Below are 24,351 nucleotides of genomic sequence, written 5' to 3' on the forward strand. Positions count from 1 at the left end.
TTCTTCTCCTACTATTGTTACCTTAGAATTTCCACTTAGACTTCCTATTACCTTACTACTTGTGCTAGCTCCTTCTCTTACATTTAGAGCACTACTTACATTTACTATTCCTGTCTTATTAGTAGTTTCCGGTTTTTCTGGTTCAGTTGGTTTTTCTGGCTCTGTTGTATTTCCTTCATCTTTAATATCCTTAATATATTCCTTAGCTACATAGCCATATGAACCTTTATATTCTATTTTATAGAATGAACCTTCTTCTCCTACGATTGTTACCTTAGAATTTCCACTTAGGCTTCCTATTACCTTACTACTTGTGCTAGCTCCATCTCTTACATTTAAAGCGCTGCTTACATTTACTATTCCTGTCTTATTAGTAGCTTCCGGTTTTTCTGGTTCAGTTGGTTTTTCTGGCTCTGTTGTATTTCCTTCATTCTTAATATCCTTAATATATTCCTTAGCTACATAGCCATATGAATCTTTGTATTCTATCTTATAGAATGAACCTTCTTCTCCTACTATTGTAACTTTTGTATTTCCACTTAAGCTTCCAATTACTTTACTACTTGTACTTGCACCGGCCCTTACATTTAAAGAGCTACTTACATTTACTATTCCAGTTTTACTATAAGCTCTAACAGCCATAAGTATTGGTTCAGCCTTAGGCTGAACTTTAACTTCTTCTTTCTTAGGTTCATCAGCCTTTTTTTCTACGACTTCTACAGCTTTATTTTCTTGAACCTTTTTATTTTTTACTTCTGCATCATTCTGTTCTTGAATTTTATTGTCACTTATATCCTTTGATATATATTTAGCATAAACATACCCATATGATCCATTAAATTCTATTTTATAAAATCCATTACTTTCAGTTATTATATTAACCTTTTCTCCACCCTTTAAACTTCCCATTATTCTACTATTGTTTGTAGCAGCTTGTCTAACATTTAAAGATGTATTTATATTAACTTTTCCAGTTCCTTCAACTGATTCTTTTTTGACTTCTTTAGCATCATTTTTTTCATATGAAATTAAACTTACGTATGAACTTGACACATATGCTCTTCTTCCATTGAAATCAATTTTATACCAACCATCAATTTCTTTATCTAAGACATTTACTTTGTCATTCTTATGTAATGTTCCAATCACTTGACCATTTTCATTTGGACTAGTTCTTACATTTAATTGGTTAGCAGAAATTAAACCAACATTTTTTTGATTTAATTCATCACCTAATATTCTTATGTCCTTAGCTTGTACATAACCAACATAGTCTTTATAAGAAACCTTACACCAATCATTTGATATTTTATCTATTATGTTAACTCTAGCACCACTAGGTATTGAAGTTATTATTTCATGAGAAGAATCTGTGCCTTTTCTTAACCCTAATGCTTCTGATGAAATAATTTCTCCAAGAACATTTCCTTTGGATTCATTAATATTTTTCACTTCATTTATTGGTTCCGCATGTACTTTTATATTAGATGCACAAACAAGTGTCCCTGTTCCAATTACAGTTCCTATTATAAGACAACTTAATCTATTTCTATTCATAATTAATCTCCTTTTTAAAAGAATTAATATTTTATAACAATTAGATTTACAAAATAATAATTATACAAATATTTCATTTAAATGAAAAATAATGCAAGTTTTAATAATTATTACATACTACTCATAATCTTTCCAATATTATTATACTTCTAAAAACAAAATTAGCCAATAATTATAAAACAAATCTTTTTTAAATTCTACCTTTTTTATTTACTAAATACATTTATTTAAATATTATTATTAGAGAATAATATTTATTTACATTTTAATCTATTTATATATACTTTTTTATTTTCTTTTAATATACAATAATAAACTTCATTAAACTTAATTTATTTTTATCTATAAATAATATTAATAAACTTTTGTTTAGTAACCCTAAAGTATATAAATAGATACTTTAGGTGCCTATATTATAAACCTTAGATAAAATAACTTTCATAAATTGAAGAACATATTATTTTCATTCTTCAATGCACTTTCTATTATTTTAAAGTTTTAATCTTTTAATTTTTTTCGTAAAAAAAGTAGTGTAGTTACTCTAAAATTAATTAAAGTAATCTACACTACTATATATATTTTTATAAAAAACTAGTTTTTATTGTTCCCTAATAAAAAAGTTCCGAAAGTAAAATCAAGCAAAAATCAGTAGTTATTCACAGGTATTTTGGAGCTAAATCATAATAAAGTTCCGAAAAAATTTCATGCATTAATCAATCAAATTCATCCACTACGCGCGAGCGAAAAACTCTTTTAATTATTGCCTATAAATCCTTTATTCATGCTATTCTTCATACATTAATCTTAATCATTTTAATCAATCTATTATCTCTTCATATTTAATTTCAGGCATAAAAAAAAGACCAACTCAGAAGCACTTACGTGCCTCCAGGCTAGTCCATATTCTGAACTTTATTATTTCGTTCGGAACTTTTTTTAGTGAATGTCGATTATATATATAAATATCTTGGATATGCAATATTACCTATTCCAAACTCAACTATAATATCTTCTATTTCACTTTTTTGTTTTATTATTTCTTCTTCTAATTTCTGAATTTCTAACTTATTAGCTTCATCTTTTTTATTGCTTAAGTCTCTTAATGTATATCCTTGTTTTTTTATGTTCTCATATTTTTTACTAGTAAGATTCTTTAAATATTGAATATCTTGTATATAGGTATTATAAGTAACTATAATTGAATTTAACACCTCTTCTATAGTAAGCTCTTCATTACGTTTTATATGATGGATTAATGTACCTAATATGCAATTTATATAGTATCTTAACATTAAAATTTTATTTTCTATATTCTTGTCCACAATTCCACCATTATGCACCAAATCATTTCTAAGCCTATAAATTGTAGTAATATTATGTCTTATAGCTTCTTCATCAAATATAATTTTATCCAATAACTCTCTAGGATTCTTTAACCAAGTATTCAAATCCACTACACTTTTGTTTATTATTACATTTGATTGTGTACACTCATATAATTTACTACCAGTTTCTTCTTTCATTAAGAATAGAGCAAATTTCTCTTTATCATATTTTTTATCATTTAAAACAGATTTACAGTTTGTTAATTCTGGTATATCAATCTTATTTTTATTTATAAGTGGAAGTATACTATCCCATAAATTATTCATTTCCCTCTTAATCGAGTACATAACTATAAGCTTAGGAATTATTTCTGTTATTTTTCCAATTATTGATTTTGAATCATAAAATCTCAAAATATTCTCTAAAGCACTCCATGCATTTAATAATCTGTTTTCTGATGTATCGTTAGAAAGCTTTTGTACGATATTTATTACTCTCTCTATATCCTTAATAGTTCTATTATTATGATTTTTCTCACGTAAATAAATAAATTCTTGTATATCCTCTTTTTCTCTTTCATTAACATACTTTGAATAATCTTGTGTTCCCTTCAAGTCCAAAATAGTATTTTCTACATAACAGCCTGTAATAGGCATTGCACCTATTGATGTGTCAAACGCTTTATATACTTCTATATAATTTTCAATTGTACTCGTAGCAACTTGTACTGCTTTTATTTCATCACACGCTATTATATCAGCCTTAAGACACACTGACTTAGGTGTTACTTTAAATTTATTATTCGTAGGTATCTCACTTTCTGATAATACACAATACTCAATATTGTCTATTGTTTTTTTATTATTCTCAAGGACATACTTTTTCAACGAATCCGGTAAATTAATGCTTATCTTAACTTCAAATTTCTTTTTATTATTTTCAGATAATTCCTTAAACTTTTCTATATAATTCTGTAATTCCTCTTCATCCTTAGCTTTATTAATATCATCATTATTGAAATTTTGTTTATACCAACTCTTCAAATAAGAAAGAGAATAGCCTTCAAATAACAACTCACTTACATAATAATCTACTAATATCTCAACATCTTTAAATGTCCTATCAAATTTATTATGTATATCAATTAAGCAATTAAGTATATTATAATTCTTCACTTTTTTACGAAATGAGCTTAAGCAAGAATATAAAATTTTATTACTTTTTTCCCTTTCAGATGTCTTTGTTACATCACCTGATTTTTCTAAATTAATTTGTTCTATAGCTGATTCTATAAGCGGTATAATTAATTGAATATCTTTAGAAAATTCTTTATTTTTATTTAACGGTATATTATGCAATGTAAACAATATACACTCCAGCAATGCTTTCTTTCCATTTAATAGTTTTTTCACATCACTACTATTTAGTCTTATATTCATTTCTAAGTCTATATAGTCTTCAAGCAAACTTCTAAGACTTTGTATTTTTTTATTTTCTATTTTACAGTACTTATTAAAAAAATATTCTTGCACTCCATATAAAAAATATTTATGTGCATTCATTTTATATCTATCCATAATTTCTCCAATCCTTATTTGACATTTCTGAAATATTACATTATAATAATAGCATAAACAAAGAAATTATAGTATTTATTTTATATATTTTGAATATAATAATATTGCAAATGTTATAGGTGTTTCATATGTGATAAGTGGGCTACAAGCGTAGATTCCCTGCATTATGAAAACACCTTTTTATATTTTTACATATTATCTTATTTCTCTAATCATCTTTTACTTCTATTTATTCCACAAATATGTTATAGACACTATATGATAAGGGCTAAACTTAGAAGCACCAATAAACTTCCAAGCTAGTCCCACTTTTCTCAATCTCAAGAAAATCTTTATTATTTATTAGATACTTCTATACTTATAATATCCAAGTCTTTATTTTTCTCATAATTATTAAATAAAGCATAATCTATAGAAATATCATCTTTAGTAGACTTATATACAATACCATCAAAACCAACTTGTAAACAAATAGCTGATACAATATTACTTAATATATACTGTTCTTTATATGTAGAACTTTCATCAACTAAGCTCTCATCAATTAATCCTGAATATTCTCCTTTAAATATATAATTGATAGGGAAAAGATTGAATTCCTTATGCGTGATTATTCTCGCAACATTGTAACATTTATTTTCATCTAGAAAAACTTCTTTTTTCAAAACATCTATATTATTCGCACAATAAAGTACACTAGTACCTATATCATTATATCTCCCATGATTTGTAATATTAAATGGAGGTTCCCACATTTCATCTTTTGATAACATTACTCCAATATTTTCTGTTCTAGCTCTAAAAATCATTCTATTAGGAGTAAGTAAATAACCTATTCTATTATCAAATAACTTCTGAATAAATCTCTCAAGTTTAGCAAAAGTTTCGTTCCTAGCAACAAATGTTTTATTTTTAAGATATTCTTCTTTTAAATTTATAAGCTCCTTGATTGAAAATGAGTTAGCTAATCCATGAATATCATTCTTTATTTCCACTAATTCATCACCATAAAACTTATGATTAAATCTATCAATATCAGATTCTCTATAGACTTCAGTATAAATATCAAATTTTCCATAATCAATTTTATCATCATAATTTTCTCCAGAGCCATTAAGACAATTAGGGCAATAAACATAATCAACTATTTGTTCATAATATTGATTCCAAAAATCATCATCATAGCAGAACAAATCATTTAATATATCTTCAATAGGAGTAGAAGTGTCATATTCATCAAAAATTTCTTCTGGGTTATCCTCTTTATCACAATAACACCTCTCAATTGATTCATGTATTTCTTCTATTTGAGCACCTTCTCCACATTCCTTGCAACATTTTATTTCATCTGTGACCAACTTTCCCATAAACTCTAATATTTCATCCATGAAATTTTCCTCATCATCAATATAGCATTCATCTTGTACTATCGTAGCGCCACAATTATCACAAATACATTCTTCATCTGCAATTTCTAATGAATCATCTAAAATTCTAGACACCTTTAATACTTCTTGTGGATTATACAAAACTAAATACTTCTCTATGTTCAACCAAAACTTATATTCACTACATCTATAACAAATCATTTATATCCCCCTCCCATTTATATACAATTCCTCTGCTGAAATTCAGCATTTTCAAACCCTTCATTATTTTTTCCGATGACTGCATTTCCAAAAAAGAATTCATTATTATATAAAAATTGATTCTTATTTAATCCTTCTAAGGCAAATCTATAACATAACTGATAATCTATGTCACAGATACTCTTACTAATCATATCAATTGTCGGCATCATATCATATATATATCTACATTCATCTAGTACAAACATATCTGTGAACATACGTGTTGATTTCGCCTTATATGTCCACCTTTTTGTTTCTTTCACATTTATATGATACGGAACTGTAATTTGACCTATAAGTACTCCTATGATACTTTGGAATGTAAATACATCGCAAAACTGTGGTGCAATTTTGCTATAATTTAAATTATAAATTTTCTTTAGTTTTTTTGAATAATACTTACTTTTCTCCGCAAAAATCAAATAATAAATTAGTTCTATATTATTTATTAATTCATTATTTCCATCAACAACTTGATTAAGAAATGATTTTGCAAATTCTATAAAACTCTCGCTAAATATATTTGTTAAGTCTTTATCGGATAGATTATTTATATTTGAATTATCTTTAATAATTGAAAATGTCCATGGTATAGGGAAAAGTTCTGTAGCTGAACTAAGCCATCCTCCACAATCATAATCATCGTCATTAGACAGCTCCTCCTCACTGTCATTATATTGTTCTAAACTTTGTAAAGCTTTTTTTTTATCCTCTTTACTCATTTGAAAAAACATATCAAAATATCCTTTATTACTTGCTATCTTTGAGTATGGTACTATTACACCACACAAATCCATAATAAATCTTGATATAAACTCTCCATAATAAAATTCCAAATTATTCTTCACTCTATCATACATCTGATTTATATTAATTCCATCTTCACTAATACAAATATTATTTGTTATAAATTCTTTAGGATATAGATACAAAGTTGCTAATTTGGCTAAGTTATCGCGTCCTAATTCATCTTGCTCTTGTGATGGCAAAGCAAAATTAGTTATAAGTACTCCAGGTGAATTAATCACATGCTCTTTTATCAATCTTAAAAGAGAGATTATACTTTTGTTCTTATTTTCTTTAACCATTAACGGTCCGCAAAAATCCAAGTAAACTATGTCAAATTTGATAGGCATGTCACATGCAAAACTTTCTATCTTTCCCTTATAAATTTTTGCTTTTGGAAACTTTTCCATAAGATTACTAACAGCTTGATTATATAATTTTTTATCTGACTCAAATGCCCATATATTTTCTTCTAATATTCCATTATCTATTAACTCTTTTATATCATTTTCAGGATTTGGACCTGCTAAAAAAGCGACCTTCAAATTGCTTACTTCTTTTTTCCCTAATAAAGAAGTATAATATCTTTCCCAAGAGTTAATCGTACTATCAGTTAACTTACTTGCTGTATCTTTTTCTTCTTGATGAAAAGATTTTTTAATAATATGGTTCTTGATTTTTCTTATATTATTAGCATTAGTTATAGTACTTTCTGCTCTTCTATCTACCAAGATTTTAATAGCATTAGTTATAACTTCTTTTCTAATAGTTCTTTTTTCCGGTTCATTATACATTTTTATACCACCTTTTCTGAAAGATACTTAGTTATTTTAAAACAGAAGATATGCATTATTATAAAATGCACACTCTCATAATAATACTATCTATCCATATATTGTTCAACAAATCATAAGTTTCTTCTATGTTCAGTAATATTTCTACTGTTTTATCCCAATCATCCTAAATTGCTCCCATTCGTGCATTTCCGGATATTTTTCTTTAACCCATTTAATCCTTCTTTGCTGAAATTGCTCTACTGATTCTACATTTTCTTCAAGAAATCTCTTGGTACCTTCTAGCTTATCCAAATACTTTGAAAGCAAATACTATTTTTCTATCTTCCTACCTACAAGATACACGTTGAGGCTTATCTTCTGATAATAATATTTCTTCTACAGCTACTTTACATAGCTTTACCATTTCCTCATCTCTTTTAATCCAATCTAATATATATGTAAAAAAATAGAGAATATAGATTTTACTCTATATTCTCTAAAAACCAAATATCTTCCACAGCTCTATTTAATACTTTCGCTATTCTTAAAGCCTCCTCTACCGGTGGCTTACTACGATTCTTTTCCCAATTAGAATAAGTCTTTAAATTTACCCCTATCCTGAATCCATTAGAAACTCTCTCATTCTTATTTCTCTAAGTCGATTTTTTATTCCCATAAGAAATACTTGCTCCTTAAGAAATACTTAATATTATTTCATAATTTCCCTTATTCCTTCTTCATAATTAAAATCTGATATTAGTATTTGTCTTTTTTTGATAACTTCAGATTTTAAAGATCCTTCTAGTTTGCTAATAAGAAATTCTTCTTTAAATTTAATTAGCTCTATAATAGATTCTTGAGCTTCATTTAAGACTGATTTATCAAATGTATCCATACTACTCAATTTGTTAATAAGCTCTTCTATCTTATTAAATTTACTAAACATCCAACAATAATTATTTTGAACAATATCATAATTTATCAATAATAAATTTTCATCTTTCTTTCTCATAAATTATCATCCCTATAATTATTTTACACTATAAGGTAATATTTTATATTTCCAAATTTATTTTATTAATAAATTTATTACAATTCTCTATTAAAATTATTGACTTTTAAGTGCCAAAGGCTTATAAATCCTTATGGGAGCTGAATGAAGGCAGAGTTATTCCCTATGAACAACATAAAAAATAAAATTATGAAGTCATAAGGAATCCTCAACTGTAAATCCTCTTTTTCGCATCGTTTCAGTTGCCCTTATTAGTTAAGTATCATCAACTGTTATAAAGTTTGTCCTATAACATCTAATACAGTTTCCCCACTCTTTAGAGTGCCAAACTACCACCGTGCCTTTTATTTTATGAATATTGGTAGACACACACCTAAGCATATATTATAACCATTGTTCCAGCTATACCAATAAGGGTAATATATAGCTAGTATAATATACTGTTGACTTTATTGCAGCTGCTCAACTAACCTATGGATTTATTTATAGTTATTCCAAAGCTTATAACTAACCTATACTTAATTTAGGGTATAGGAAATAAAGCCTTGCAAATCATCACTTTTTTTGAGATAATACTATTAAGGTGTTGGTATATCCTAGTTATTGAGGATATGCAAAGTTTTATAAAACTGTATTTAGTTTTGATAGTAGGTATTGCAAGTACCTACTATTTTTTTATTCTAAAATAAATTTAAATTTGATGTTTTTTTACTTTTTGGTATCTTTATATTTATTAAACTAGATAATCTAATACCTGTGCTTAATAACATACATACAATACAGTAATTTCTGTATTGTGAAAATGTACATTTCTTTAAATTTGGCTTTTCCAATAACTTTCTTAACTCATCATCCGTATAAGTTTCTATTGCAACTCTATCTACTTTTGGTAAAGTTATTTTAAAACTTTTCATATAATCCATTCTCATAAAGAAATAAAGAATTGTTTTTAAATCTCTTGTGTAGGTGTGTAAAGTTTGTTCTCCTATTTATTTATTTTCTTTGCATTTAATAATAAAATCATCTACTACCTTTTTGTTTATATTCTTAATTAAAATATCCTCATCAAAATATCTAATAATTGATATATAAGCTTTTTCATAATGTTTACTAGTTCCTGATCTTAAATTTCTTACTTTGCAATTGTAAATAAATTCACTAAAGCCTTCTTTGAAAGTTAAATCATTTTCTAAATTAATTTTTATCTTTTTCATATCCTCATCTTCTAATAAAAAGACGTAAAAAAATACACGTCATGCAAATTTTAATTTCACATAACGTGTATTGTTATTATTCGATTAAGTAATCAAACGAACATCTAAAAAATAGACTTAAATCTTCGCAAAGCGTTGATATATCTATTATTTGTTCATTGCTTCTTCTACAGCAACTGCAACAGCAACAGTCATACCAACCATTGGGTTGTTTCCTGCTCCGATTAATCCCATCATCTCAACGTGAGCTGGAACTGATGATGAACCTGCGAATTGTGCATCTGAGTGCATTCTTCCCATAGTATCAGTCATACCGTATGAAGCTGGACCAGCAGCCATGTTATCTGGGTGAAGAGTTCTTCCTGTACCACCACCTGATGCTACTGAGAAGTATTTCTTACCTTGCTCAACACACTCTTTTTTGTATGTTCCAGCAACTGGATGTTGGAATCTTGTTGGGTTAGTTGAGTTACCAGTGATTGATACGTCAACTCCCTCATGATGCATTATAGCAACACCTTCTCTAACGTCGTCTGAACCGTAGCATTTAACTTTAGCTCTTGGACCGTTTGAGTATGGAGTTTCTTTAACGATGTTTAATTTACCAGTTACATAGTCAAATTTAGTTTCAACATATGTAAATCCGTTAATTCTTGAAATGATGAATGCAGCATCTTTTCCAAGACCGTTTAATATAACTCTTAAAGGCTCTTTTCTAACTTTGTTAGCTTTTTCAGCTATTTTGATAGCACCTTCAGCAGCAGCGAATGATTCGTGTCCTGCTAAGAATGCGAAACATTTAGTTTCATCTCTTAAAAGCATAGCTCCTAAGTTTCCGTGTCCTAATCCAACTTTTCTGTCATCAGCAACAGATCCTGGAATACAGAAAGCTTGTAATCCTTCTCCGATAGCTTCAGCAGCATCAGCAGCAGTTTTACATCCTTTCTTTATTGCTATAGCAGCACCTAAGATGTAAGCCCATCCAGCATTTTCGAATGCTATTGGTTGAGTTTCTTTAACGATTGTGTAAGGATCTATTCCTAAATTATCGCAAACTACTTTAGCATCTTCTATTGTTTCCATTCCGTACTTTTCTAATACAGGTTGTATTTGGTTAATTCTTCTTTCATAACTTTCAAATAATGCCATTTTATTATCCTCCTTCAATAATGAATATCTAGATTATTCGTGTCTTGGATCTATAGTTCTAACAGCTTCGTCAAATCTTCCGTATTGACCAGTAGCTTTTTCCATTGCTTCGTTAGCATTCATTCCTTTAGCTACCATTTCCATCATTCTACCTAAGTGAACGAATCTGTATCCTATGATTTGATCATCTGCATCTAAAGCTACTTTTGTTACATATCCTTCAGCCATTTCAAGGTATCTTGGTCCTTTAGCTAAAGTTCCGTACATAGTACCTACTTGTGATCTTAATCCTTTTCCTAAGTCCTCAAGACCTGCTCCTATTGGTAGTCCACCTTCTGAGAAAGCAGTTTGGCTTCTACCATAAACTATTTGAAGGAATAATTCTCTCATTGCAGTATTTATAGCATCACAAACTAAATCTGTGTTTAAAGCCTCTAATATAGTTTTTCCTGGTAATATTTCAGAAGCCATAGCAGCTGAGTGAGTCATACCTGAACATCCTATAGTTTCTATTAAAGCTTCTTCTATGATACCATCTTTAACGTTTAAAGTTAATTTACATGCTCCTTGTTGTGGTGCACACCAGCCAACTCCGTGAGTTAAACCTGAAACATCTTTTATTTCTCTTGATTGAACCCATCTACCTTCTACAGGGATTGGTGCTGGACCGTGGTTTGGACCTTTAGCAATTACACACATTTCTTGAACTTCGCTTGAATACATCATATTCATTTCTCCTCCCTAAAAAATAACTTATAGCAAAAAAATTTGCTATATCTATTCCTCTTAACAACTTGGGACTTTTTTTGTCCCTATGGGATATTTAATTACCCTCACACCTATTTTAACAAAACAATGGCGATGTAACAATATATTTCTAAAAATTTTTCTAAAAAAACTCAATATTTTTTTATTTTATTACAACATTTGAGAATAATTATCATATTTTTTACCAATTTATTGAAGTAACATCTCTATTTTTTACCTATTTAATTCTTTTACAGGAATATTTTAAAAATTTTCTCATGTTAAAAGCATAAAAATAAACTAAACCTCTAAAGATTTAGCTTATTTTTATTATATTATTATCTTGCAGTTCTTAAAGTTATGGACTCCTTGCTTGAAATCTCACCATTTGAATATTTAGCTGCAATTTTAAAATTATAGATTGTGTGTCTATTTAAACCCTTAAATGTATATGAATTTTCATCAGCGGAAATTTCTCCAACCTTCTTACCATCTTTATAAAGAATATATCCTTCTAATCCTTCTGTAGTTTCTGGCTCTATCCAAGTTACAGTTAAATCCTTTTTATTTACTTCTGATTCTTTGAAGTCTCTTACTGGATTTACAATAATCTCTGTGCTAGTTCCTTCTATTATATTAACTGTTTTTTCAGCTCCTCCAATTTCATGAACTATTCCTTCTCCATCTCCTATTGATGAGTTAGTTATGCTTAAAGATGTTCCTTCAGTCTTAGCCTCTGCTTTTAAGACAATCTTCATTAAGGCTTCCTTAGCTGGTAATGGCTCTCCTGTTAATGAACTTGCTAATACTCTAACCTTTCCATCTTCTATTTTCTTAGCACTTACAAATACTCCATCCTTTGAAGTTGTTTCTACATAATCAAAAGCATTTTCATCATAATTTAATATAAAATCATAAGCCCATGCTTCTGAATTTGTTAATTCTTCTATTCCTACTCCAACTTCTATATTTTCACCTACTTTAACCTCTTCTAAAGATTCAATAGATGCACTACCTATTACTTCATTAGCTTCTTCTGCTCTATATAAATTCAATTCAGCGGCTGAAGCAAAGCCTCCAACACTATTTATAACATCAAGCTTAACAAACTTAGCATCTACAGCTTCGAATTCCACAAACTTATCCATAGAGTTGTTTGCAAAGTTTCCTGAAGCTATTTCAGTAAAGTTTTCTCCATCTAAGCTAACAGAAAGTTTATATTCTGTTATATTCCCATTTGATCCACTTTGTCTTGGAACATATCTAAATTTGTTTATTTTAGTAGCTTCATTTAACTCCAAGGTTATATTATGAGGTCCCTGAGCTGCTCCTCCTGAATATTTAGTATGCCACATTGTATCAACATCATCATCTGAGGCATTTTGAGCTGCTCCATTTTCTCCAGAGGTTTCTTCTGATGAAGCAGTAACTCTTATAGAGGTAGGATTTATTATTGATGGGTCAGCTCCCTCAGGTATATAATCAGGAACTTCTCCATCATATTCCTCTACGATAAGATTATCAATTACTAAAGTTCCATTTAATCTTTCAAAACCAATATAATAATCTGAAAAATCTCCTGTAGCAAAAGCTATTTCAAAAATTCCATTCTCTCCTTCATAAGCTGGTAATGATATATCCATTTTTTCTTGCGCTCTTCCACCTTCATCTGTTCTAACAACAAAATCATAAGCGCCATTATTCATAAGTTTGTAATCAAAAGTAACCTTATACTTTGAATTAGGCTCTAGCTTTAATAAGCCTGGGGATGTTCTTAAAACTAATCCACTATTTGTTTGTCTTGTCTTAAGAGAAAACTGACCATCTATTGTATCATCAGTAAAACCTTCATGAGTTTCTGAAAGATGTGTATGGCATTCTCCATTAACAGCACTTGTAAATGGTCCCCATCCTTCATCAACTGTTTCAAAATCTTCATAATAATAGTATTTTTCTTGATTTTCTAATTCTTTTTCACTTTTCTTTTCTTCTGTTACTCTAACATTATCAAATCTAACATAGCTATTTTCCTCTTCTCCTTTTCCAGCTTTTAAGTTTAATGTAATTTCACTTTCTCCTTCTGGTAAGAAGAATTCAACCTCTATTCTTTGGAATCTTGTTCCTCTTTTATCTGTGTTTATTATTCTATTTTGGAAATGAGTTGCATCAACATAATTTGATACTTTTTCTCTATCTGGAAGAACAACTTCTATCTCAGCTCTCTTTTTAGATTTATCTGATACTTCAGCCCATACAGATGCAGAATAATATTTTCCGCCCTCTAGTGTTAATTTTTGAGATGCTTGTCCATCGTTAGTTCCATTAACTTTTAAATAGTTTTGCCCCATAGCTACATCATTATCAACATCAAATATTATATGGTCTGTATTTTCAGCTGAAGAAGATTTTTCCCACCATCCATAAGAGTCAACTTGACCTTCTTTAAAACTAAAGCTATTAAATCCATTATCTCTTACATTACTTGTTTCTGACCATTCAGTAGACTCTGTTGTGTTTTCAACCTTTTCTTTATATAGAACATATGGCTTTTTAGAATCTAAAGTCAATGTTATCTTTCCATCGACAACTGGAATAGTTTTTACAAGTTCTCTTCCAATAGAGCTTGTTTCATAAAGATATACTTCATTAGAACCATCCCAAGAGTTTGGTAAAGTCCATTCTCTATTTTCTGCAAAGTCATTCCATGCATAAATCTTATCAGGATTATTTATATCTTCTCCCCATGGAATGAAAACTCTATTATCTCTTGAGTATAGGGTTCCACTCTTATATGTGAATCCAGAATAAATTAAATTACCATCCTTATAAAGCTCATGATTTCCTTCGTAAGCAACCCCTTCATTGTTCTCTTTAATATTGCTAGCTTTACTTACTAATCCATTTTCAAAAACAACTTCTTCTTTACTTGAATCTAAAATATTAAAGTTTTGCATGTACTTAGTTGGTAATTCCCAAGTGTAGAATTGATTTACTACATTATCTAAACTTTTTTCATTTTGCCATCCAGTAAATCCTGTATGCTTAGTTCCTTTAAGATGCAAATCATGTGGAAATACATCCTTCATTCCGTTCTCTACAAACCTTATAATATTGCTTCTAGTTCCCTTAGTATATTCACTAGAACCTTTTGCTATATCAGCCCAATGAGTCCAAATACTATTTTGTCTAAATGGACCACTATATTCTGTTGTTACTGCAAACTCATTTTCTAACAAAAATTCCTGCACTTTATACTCATTCCATGGATTTGACCAGTAAGTATCTACATACACCCAATCTATTCCCGGTGCATTTTCTTTCATCTCTTTAAGTCTTCCTAAGAGACCAGAATCACTATTATTTAATATATCATTTTTCTTATCTATAAGGTAAGCTTGATCTAACCAAGACCATCCTGGTTGCCATTGTGTACCTACTAATTCATTTGAAAAATATTTTGCTTCTGGATAAGCTTCTGTAGCATTAACATGAACCCCAAGTTTAGTACCATATTTGCTTTCTAAAACTTCTTCCATAGCATTGAAGCCTTCTAATCCACCTGCTCTTTCATTAAAGTTGTTACCATAATCAGGATGTCCACTATCGTGTCCTTCTGACTGATATCCCTTTAATAGTAACATTTGACCAAATCCATCAATATAATTAGAATACTGAGCTACATGATCAACTATTCTTTCAAAAGGATATTGAGCTTGAGATGCAAAGTTCATATTTATATGACTTACTTTATCTTTCACCATATCGTGATATTGTGGTTTTGTCATAATATCCCTATATGCTACCCCAGCATCATGCCAAGTAATTTCTCCATCCTTATTTAAATCATCAGCAATTACTATTTTAGCTGAGAAATCTCCATTTAAAACTGGTGAATCCTGTCCTTTCTCAACATCTCTATATATAATAGGTCCATTCCAAAGTCCAATTTCTTTATTACCGTCAAACTCTCTTACTCCATATTGTACTTGTGAACTATAATCTATATTATTATTTTCTATAGAAACAGCTAAACCCTCATTATTTAGAAATCCCATAGATACTTTAGTAGGGGGTGTTACATTTGCTGTTGAAACATCTAAATATATATCCTGAGAATTATTTATGCTTGTAACTTTAGCAGCTGTAAGTTTTCCAACACTTTCACCTTCATTCACTGTAACTAAATTATGATCTAAAAATTCTAAAGTTCTTAAAGTAAAGTCTTCTCCTTCTATAACATTTACTAATTTCATTTCCACATAATTATCAATAACTTCTAACGATATGTCGAAAGTTAAATCAATATCGTCAAAATCAAAGGAATAAACTGCTTTGTTTTCTGAAATTTTATTATATAAAACAATTGGTTTATACACATCGCCATTTATTTTAACCTTATCTTTTGATACTAAAGTTCCGTTTATACTTCTTTCTCCCTTATTATATCTAACTATATTAGGGAATTTATTATCAATTGTAACTACTAAATCCTCTGCTGAAATTGTATCCTGATTTTCTTCTGTAATAATCCTATCTGCTTCTTGTACTGTATCCGGAAGTTTTTTATATGATAAATTATCAAAGTGTATTTCTTTTTCTTGAGACCAAAGCCTAAATCCTATTTTTCCTTCTCCCATAGGGAAATTTGGCGCTTTGCTTAAATCAGTTTCTAAAGCAAGTTCACCATCTAAATAAACTTCCAATTTATTATCAACATATTTAAGCTTCATTCTATATTTTTTATTTGCTTGAAGAGATGGGCCATCAACACTTATATATCCACTAGCACTTTGAATTACCCATTTTCCGCCATCATAACATATCATTCCATAATTATTATCATTTTCGTATCTTATAACAACTCCAAACTGTCCTCCTGAAATCATTGTGAAATCGAATTCATATTCAGCATTTTGAAAAACTGGTGAATTATCATCAATAACTCTACACTCTGTCCATAGCTTATTAGCTAATTTAAAAACCCCATCTTCAACAACCATTTTCTTAGGTTCTCCACTAAAAATTCGATATCCATCTAAATCTGTAGCTTCCTCGAAATCCTTTGTATAAATATCCTCCTCTAAGCTCGCACTTACATTTAAATTATTATAATAAGTGCTTAATTCTTCTAGTTCTAATGTTCCTACGATATTTTTAGTAGCTTCTTGCTCACTCTCTGGACTAGCCATTACCACCTTAGGTGATATCAAACTTAAACCATAAAAGGAAGTCATTATTGCTGCTGTAAGTTTTAATCCATGCTTTTTCATAAACTTATTCCTTGTCATTTTATCCCCCTTAATCATTTTGTATTATTTTACTTAATTGTAACATCCATACATAAAGTAACACATAGAATTTTTTTACTTCTATAAATTAAAAAGCAAGAGGAAAATTCCTCTTGCTCAAAATATTGATTTACTAAAGTTCTATTTCATAAGTAAATCTATTTAAATTAGTTATAAAAATACATATTCTATCTTGCAGTTCTTAAAGTTATAGATTCCTTACCTGAAATCTCACCATTTGAATATTTAGCTGCAATTTTAAAATTATAGATTGTGTGTCTATTTAACCCCTTAAATGTATAAGAATTTTCATCTTTTCCTATTTCAGCTACTTTCTTACCATCTTTATAAAGAATATATCCTTCTAATCCTTCTGTAGTTTCTGGTTCTACCCAAGTTACAGTTACATCCTTTTTATTTACTTCTGATTCTTTAAAGTCTCTTACTGGATTTACAATAATCTCTGGGCTAGTTCCTTCTATTATATTAACTGTTTTTTCAGCGCCTTCAATTTCATGAACTATTCCTTCTCCATCTCCTATAGATGAGTTAGTTATGCTTAAAGACGTTCCTTCTGTCTTAGTTTCAGCTTTTAATACAACCTTTGTTAAGGCTTCCTTAGCTGGTAATGGTTCTCCTGTTAATGAACTTGCTAAAACTCTAACCTTTCCATCTTCTATTTTCTTAGCACTTACAAATACTCCATCCTTTGAAGTTGTTTCTACATAATCAAAAGCATTTTCGTCATAATTTAATACAAAATCATAAGCCCATGCTTCTGAATTTGTTAATTCTTCTATTCCTACTCCAACTTCTAAATTATCTCCTACTTTAACTTCTTCTAAGGTTTCAAGAGATGCATTACCTGTTACCTCATTATTCTCTTTTAATGAACCATGAACATTTAATTCTGCAGCTGTAGCAAATTTTCCTCTGCTATTTGCTTGATCTGAAACACTATCTGTAACATCTAATCTAACATATTTAGCTTCTACATTATCAAACTCTATAAACTTTATAGATGCATTGTCTGCTAATGCTCCTGATTTAACTTCTGTAAAGTTTTCTCCATCCATACTAACAGAAACTTTATATCCTGTTATTCTTCCATTTTTGCTATCTTGTCTTGGTACATATTTAACCTTGTTTATTTCATAAACATTATCTAATTCCAAAGTTAAATAATGAGGACCTTCATGAGCAGGTGCTGACCATTTACTATGCCAGAAAGTATTCATATCTCCATCTGAAGCGAAAGAAGCTGGTGCATTTTCACCTGTAACTTCTTCTGATGAAGCTGTTACTTTTACTGTGCTTGGATTTATTAATGTTAAGTCAAAGCTTAAAGCTTCTTGTATGAAAGACTGTGCAACCTTCTCAGATATAACTGCAAAGCTACTTAAAGCCTCATTTAATTTAGTCTGTGCAATTTCCTTAGCACTTTCATAAGCTTCCATGTCTCCATTTAATTGAGCTACTATCATATCTAAGCTTGCTTTGTCTCCTTGTGCTAAAGTAATAAGCTCATCAAGTTGTCTTGAACATTCTTCTAAAGCTACCTGTGGTAAATTTTCTTTTAAGTTATTGCATGCTTCTTCCATTCTTGCGAATTCACCATATAACTCCTCTATAATACTTGTAGCATCCTCTTTAGAAGATAGCTTATCCCATAAGGAATCCATCTTTTCTCTAAGCTCTGGAGCATCTTCTCTTCCTGATCTTGCCCAGGATCTATTATCCATTCTTGTTGAATGATTTGCAAAAACCTTCATGTCTTCTGCTAAATCACCATAAAGCATTTCAATTGCTCTATTCCAAGCAGTATCATAATCATAATTATCCATATTCCAGCTATAATCAGCAGCTGTGTGTATTGATATTTTTGAAAGTTCAGCATGTTCCATAGGATTTACTGTAAAGAAATCTACATATTGATCTAATCCCTTATCTAATCCATGCATTGGTCCTAAAGCAAGTTTACCTTTAAAATAGTCTGTTACAGGATAATTCCACCATACAGCCATATCTCTTTTATATATTCCACTTATAAGCTCTGCATCACTTAAAGGAATTTCATTTGTAACAACTCCAGGGCCAGTCCACATAACCTCTATATCATCTTGAATTGTTTCTGAAAAAATTCTAGTATAATTTCTAGGCTGTCCATTACTAACCATAGCTCCTGTATCATATTCTGTAGGAACTGTTATTAATGGTTTTACATCTCCCTTAACTTTTACAAATTCATCATTAAATCTATTTAAGACCTGAGCATGTTTAGCCGCACTCTTATCTGCAATGTCATCCCAATAAATAGCAAAACTTCTTACTCCCATCTCATATAAAGATTCTGCTTTGTTTAGCAAATGTTGAAAATCTTCTTCTCCTGCTTCTCCATCAAATCTTATATCTATTCCTGGAGAAATACCAAAGACAAAGTCAACTTTATTTTCATAAGCAGTATCTATAAGTTCTTGCATTCTTGCCATTTCACTTTCTGGATATGGGTCTCTCCATTTTTCTCTGTGATATGGATCATCCTTTGGAGCATAAATATATGTGTTTAACTTATTTTCTCCATAGAATTTAATTTGATCTAATCTATCCGCTTGTGTCCATGGAGTTCCATAAAATCCTTCTACAATTCCCCTTGCACTCACTGTAGGATAGTCAGTTATATTTACTTCTGGTATATTAGAATCTTTAACTAACTGTTTAAATGTTTGAACCCCATAAAAAGTTCCATCTCCATCTTTTCCTTCAATGGCTATAGTGCCATCATTTGCAACTAAAGCATACCCCTCGTCTTTTAGCTCCTCTGTTGAAGTTCCATTTAAAGCCTGATCTAATTCTGGAATGTCGTCATCAACCTCTCCAATTATAAGTGTTGTTGAATTTGAATCATGTTCTGAATTTACCTCTATACCATTTGCATCTAAAAATTCTCTTAATGACTTTACTGCATCATCATCTGCAAGATTTTCTCCAACTAAATTTATAGAAGAAGTTATTTGAAATCCATCTCCAACCACTTCTAAATTTTCTGGTGTTGGATTTAAGTTCGGAACTAAAACCTGTGTTTCCTCCCCAGTTTTAGGCCCAACAGCTCTTACAGTAGTTGTTATTAATCCATTGGCTATAAAAATACAAGCAAAAGCTGAAGTTAAAAGTCTTTTAAGCATTTTTCTTTTCATAGTCCCCTCCTATTGTAAATTATTTACAATATAATTATAATATCGTTTACAATTTATGTAAATGTATAAAAAAATCGGAAGGATAAAAATTCCCTTCCGATTTGTTTGTTTTATCTACTTGTTCTTAAAGTTAAAGATTCTTTGCTTGAAATTTCTCCATTTGAATATTTAGCCGCAATCTTAAAATTGTAAATTGTATGTCTATTTAATCCTTTAAAAATATAAGAATTTTCATGCGCTTGAATTTCAGAAACTTTCTTTCCATCTTTATATAGTATATATCCTTCTAGACCATTAGTGATTTCAGGCTCATCCCAAGTTACCTCAACTTTGTTTCTTTCAACACTTGTAGCTTCAAAATTTCTAACTGGATTTACTACTATCTCAGTACTTTCATGTTCATCTATAGTAAAATTATCAAGTACTAATATGGAATCACTTAACTTATCAAAAGCTAAATAATGATCATTATATTTTCCAGTTTCAAAAGTATATTCAAAGGTTCCATATTCTCCTTCATACTCCGGAAGAGTAACTCTGAAACCTTCTTCATTTCCTCCCTTATCAGTTTTAAGAACTAAATCATATTTTCCATAAACATCTGGTGAATCAAATTCATTAACAGGGAATTTATAATCAAATTTAACTGTATATTTTCTATTTGGTTTAAAGTTTAATATTCCTGGAGTTGTTCTTAAAACTAATCCTCTTATATGCTCCTGTGATTTTAAACTCCAATTTCCTGAAATAGTATCATTTGTGTATCCTTCATGTAATTCTGAAAGATGCGTTCTAGTTGGTCCATCAAGAGGTTGTACAAATGGTCCCCATCCTTCATCTACGCTTTCAAAATCTTCATAATAATAATGCTCATTTTGCTTTTCTATTTCCTCTGCATTTCTTTTATGATCCACAATCCTAACATTATCAAAATAAACTTTTGCTTCACTATCACCCTTTGCTACTTTTAAATTTATTGTTACTTCACTTAATTCTTCAGGCAAAGTGAAATCCACTTTTATATTTTGGAAATTAGTGTACATTTTATCACTATTTTTAGTGTAGTTCACACCATTAGCTGCATCTATTGTTTTTTCAAACTTCTCCCCAGTTCCAAGTTCTACTTCTAAAGTTACATCTCTTTCTTTTCCAGGTGTTATTTCAGCCAAAACAGAAGCAGTATAATCCTTGCCACCTTCTAATTTTATCTCCTGAGAAATTTTAGCATCTTCTTTTCCATCTACCATTGCATAAGTTTGTCCTGCTGATCTTTCATTTTCTTGGAAGAATCCTATATGGTCTATATTATCTGCTGTTGAAGACACATTCCAATATCCTGATTCATCTCCCTCTCCTTCAATAAAATCTTTACTATCAAATCCAGGATCTCCAATATTACTTGTACTTCCCCACTGAGTATCTCCTAAGGTTTCTTCAACTTTTTCATCATATAAAACATAAGGAGTTTCTGCCTTTAAGTTTAAAACAACTTGTCCATCTACAACTTCTATCTCCTTAACAAATTTTCTTCCTTGATCTGTTGTTTCATAAAGATATACTTTTTCTACATTATTATCTTTCCAAGCTTTAGGTAAATGCCACGTTCTTTCTTCTTCAAAATCATTCCATGCATAAACCTTATCAGGATTTTCTATATCAGTTTCACTATAAGGTATAAATACTCTATCATTTTTAGAAAGTAATTTATCTCCTTTATCCTCTTCTCTATCATCATTTCTATAAGTTGTCCCTGAATAAATTAGGTTTCCATCCTTATACATTTCTGTATCTCCACCTAGAACTTTACCATATTCATTTACATTTAAGGTTCCATCTACAACTTTTACTTCTAAGTCTCCTTCAAATTTAACATTTTCATTGTTGTTCCACTCCACAATAGGGAAATGTTGCATATATTTTGTAGGTAAAGTCCAATTATAGAAGGTTTCAACTGAATAATCTATATTATTTTCTATTGGACAATCTCCTGACCATCCCATAAAGCCTTTATTTTTATTACCCTTTAATAGAATATCATTAGGGAATACATCCTTCATTTCATTTTCTACAAATCTAACTATTTGGCTTCTAGTTCCTCTATATTGCTCTCCTAAATCTACTCCATTTTCTATTTTTCCTTCATTATAAGTTAAATCTGCCCAGTGAGTCCAAATTGCATTTCTTCTCATTGGCCCACTCCATTCAGTAGCTATATACCAATCATTTTCCATCAAAAATTCTTGAAGCTTATATTCATGCCATTGTTTTTTCTCTCTATAAACATCAACATAAACCCAATCTAGTTCGCTTGAAGCCTCTTTAAGTTCTTTAAGTCTTGCTCTTAATCCACTTGGTCCTTTATCTAAGATATCTTTTCTTTTATCTACATACCAAGACTGATCTAGCCAATTCCAACCTGTTCTATAAGGCTGTTCTAAAACATCAAAATTAAAATGCTTAGCTTCAGGATAAATTTCAGTAGTATTTATATGAACTCCAACTAGAGTATTATAGTCCTCTCCAACTTTTTTAGCCATTTCGTTAAATTCTTCTACTCCACCGGCTCTCTCATTAAAGTTATTACCATAATCAGGATGTCCACTATCATGTCCTTCTGATTGATATCCCTTAATTAATAACATTTGTCCAAAACCATCTAAATAATTTGAGTACTTTGCAACTTGGTCTGTTAATCTATCAAAAGTATATTGAGCTTGAGAAGCAAAATTCATGGCAATATGAGATACATTATCTTTAACCACATCATAACCATGAGGTTTGTTCATACGTTCTCTATGAGCAATGGCTGCATCCTGCCAATCAACATCTCCACTATTATTAGCATCATCAGTTATAACTATTCTTGACCATGGAAGTTCCACAATCTCATTTTCAACTTCTCTATAAGTCCAATTAGCATTCCACATTCCTGCTTTTTTTATATCCCCATCCATAACTGTTTGATAATAAAGTTGTCTTTCATAATCTAAAACGTTATTTTCCATGCTAGCTGCTAACTGACCATTTTCCATCATTATCATGGTTTGATTAACTGGTTTTTCATCTAAAGGCTTGTCCTTTAAACTATAAAAATAATCATCAGAACTTAAGACATAAAAAACTCTTGCTGCAGCTATATCTGGACTTTCTTCTTTTTCATTAATAGTAACTAAATTATGATTTGGTATTGAAATATCAAAGACCTTAAAATCACCTTTTTCTAATATATTTTCAAAATTTAAAGTTATAGTATTATTCATTAAAGAAATAGATATTTTCATTTCAACATTTATTTCATCAAAAACTAAAGTGTATAAGTAACCTTCAAACTTATCTCTAATTTCCTTTTTTTCTTTTAATCTAGGTTTATATATTTCTCCATTAATTAAAAATAAATCTTTAGATTTATCTGTTCCTTTAATTACTTTATCTCCCTTTCTATATTCAACTACATTAGGGAATTTAGTATCTAACACTACAGTTAAATCATCCGATTTAATCTCTATGGTATCCTCAATTATTCTTTCCTCACTATTTTCTATAACTTCTTGAATTTCATCAGAATAATAAGTTTGAGAAGCCCCTTCTAACTCCTCATTTAAAATCTCAGTAACATCCCTTACTTCCTGACTTTCAGATATCACACTCTCCTCTTTTTTCTCATTTGCATTTACCATGCTTGGAGAAACCAAAGATATGGCATACATTGATGTAGCTATTGCAGCTACATACTTTAAAGCGTTCTTTTTCATAAAATTATAACGTGTCATTTTAAAGTTACCCCTCCTAAATTACATCTCCATAATAATATATGCTTTACCACTTATTATTATGTTAACTTTTTTTATAGGCTATGTTTTAAACTAGTGTTACTTTTTAGATAGAACTGTAAGACCATCTTTAATGAGCAGTTAGTATTGCATCATATATGTTTAAGAAGCTTTTTCTGTTTGAGCACATCGAGTTTAAAAGCTTTAGCTATTATTCTGGAGTATATGATAGCAATACTTTGCGAATTTAAGTTAGGTCTGAAGAGCTGGCTAAAAATTAACATTTACCTAAAATATAGTCTTTTTATAATAAATTCCTTATTA

At 29.7% G+C, this 24,351-nt stretch carries 13 protein-coding genes; all 13 read right to left on the reverse strand.

Annotated features, from left to right (window positions below; translation table 11 throughout):
- The coding region (locus tag OIF33_RS00005) for an SH3 domain-containing protein (protein WP_322502170.1) at positions 1–1,557 on the reverse strand (1,557 nt) is incomplete at its 3' end.
- Positions 1,558–2,507: 950 nt separating this feature from the next.
- Positions 2,508–4,460: a hypothetical protein gene (locus tag OIF33_RS00010; RefSeq protein WP_322502171.1), complete on the reverse strand. Its 1,953-nt coding sequence runs from the start codon at positions 4,458–4,460 to the stop codon at positions 2,508–2,510.
- 335 nt (positions 4,461–4,795) lie between these two features.
- A complete protein-coding gene (locus OIF33_RS00015) occupies positions 4,796–6,049 on the reverse strand; it encodes an RES domain-containing protein (RefSeq protein ID WP_322502172.1) in 1,254 nt (417 codons plus the stop codon).
- A gap of 17 nt (positions 6,050–6,066) precedes the next feature.
- Positions 6,067–7,671 carry a hypothetical protein gene (locus OIF33_RS00020; protein WP_322502173.1) on the reverse strand — a complete coding sequence of 535 codons (1,605 nt, stop codon included), beginning with the start codon at positions 7,669–7,671 and terminating at the stop codon, positions 6,067–6,069.
- A gap of 464 nt (positions 7,672–8,135) precedes the next feature.
- Positions 8,136–8,270, reverse strand: a complete 135-nt coding sequence (locus OIF33_RS00025; RefSeq protein WP_322503243.1) for a helix-turn-helix transcriptional regulator — start codon at positions 8,268–8,270, stop codon at positions 8,136–8,138.
- A 92-nt stretch (positions 8,271–8,362) separates the two neighbouring features.
- Positions 8,363–8,665 carry a hypothetical protein gene (locus OIF33_RS00030; protein ID WP_322502174.1) on the reverse strand — a complete coding sequence of 101 codons (303 nt, stop codon included), beginning with the start codon at positions 8,663–8,665 and terminating at the stop codon, positions 8,363–8,365.
- A 680-nt stretch (positions 8,666–9,345) separates the two neighbouring features.
- Positions 9,346–9,579 carry a hypothetical protein gene (locus tag OIF33_RS00035; RefSeq protein ID WP_322502175.1) on the reverse strand — a complete coding sequence of 78 codons (234 nt, stop codon included), beginning with the start codon at positions 9,577–9,579 and terminating at the stop codon, positions 9,346–9,348.
- A gap of 75 nt (positions 9,580–9,654) precedes the next feature.
- A complete protein-coding gene (locus OIF33_RS00040) occupies positions 9,655–9,879 on the reverse strand; it encodes a hypothetical protein (protein ID WP_322502176.1) in 225 nt (74 codons plus the stop codon).
- A gap of 147 nt (positions 9,880–10,026) precedes the next feature.
- Positions 10,027–11,028 (reverse strand): GGGtGRT protein, encoded by a 1,002-nt coding sequence (locus OIF33_RS00045; RefSeq protein WP_322502177.1) that lies wholly within the window; start codon positions 11,026–11,028, stop codon positions 10,027–10,029.
- Positions 11,029–11,061: 33 nt separating this feature from the next.
- Positions 11,062–11,754 (reverse strand): iron-sulfur cluster assembly scaffold protein, encoded by a 693-nt coding sequence (locus OIF33_RS00050; protein WP_011592237.1) that lies wholly within the window; start codon positions 11,752–11,754, stop codon positions 11,062–11,064.
- 359 nt (positions 11,755–12,113) lie between these two features.
- On the reverse strand, positions 12,114–17,063 hold the full coding sequence (locus tag OIF33_RS00055; RefSeq protein WP_322502178.1) for an endo-alpha-N-acetylgalactosaminidase family protein: 4,950 nt from the start codon (positions 17,061–17,063) through the stop codon (positions 12,114–12,116).
- A gap of 188 nt (positions 17,064–17,251) precedes the next feature.
- Positions 17,252–20,257 carry a beta-N-acetylglucosaminidase domain-containing protein gene (locus OIF33_RS00060; RefSeq protein WP_322502179.1) on the reverse strand — a complete coding sequence of 1,002 codons (3,006 nt, stop codon included), beginning with the start codon at positions 20,255–20,257 and terminating at the stop codon, positions 17,252–17,254.
- A 110-nt stretch (positions 20,258–20,367) separates the two neighbouring features.
- Entirely contained in the window at positions 20,368–24,027 is a 3,660-nt protein-coding gene (locus OIF33_RS00065) for an endo-alpha-N-acetylgalactosaminidase family protein (RefSeq protein ID WP_322502180.1), read from the reverse strand.
- Positions 24,028–24,351 lie beyond the last annotated feature (324 nt).

The sequence above is a fragment of the Clostridium sp. LIBA-8841 genome, assembly GCF_034439435.1.
In the GTDB taxonomy this organism is placed as follows: Bacteria; Bacillota; Clostridia; order Clostridiales; family Clostridiaceae; genus Sarcina.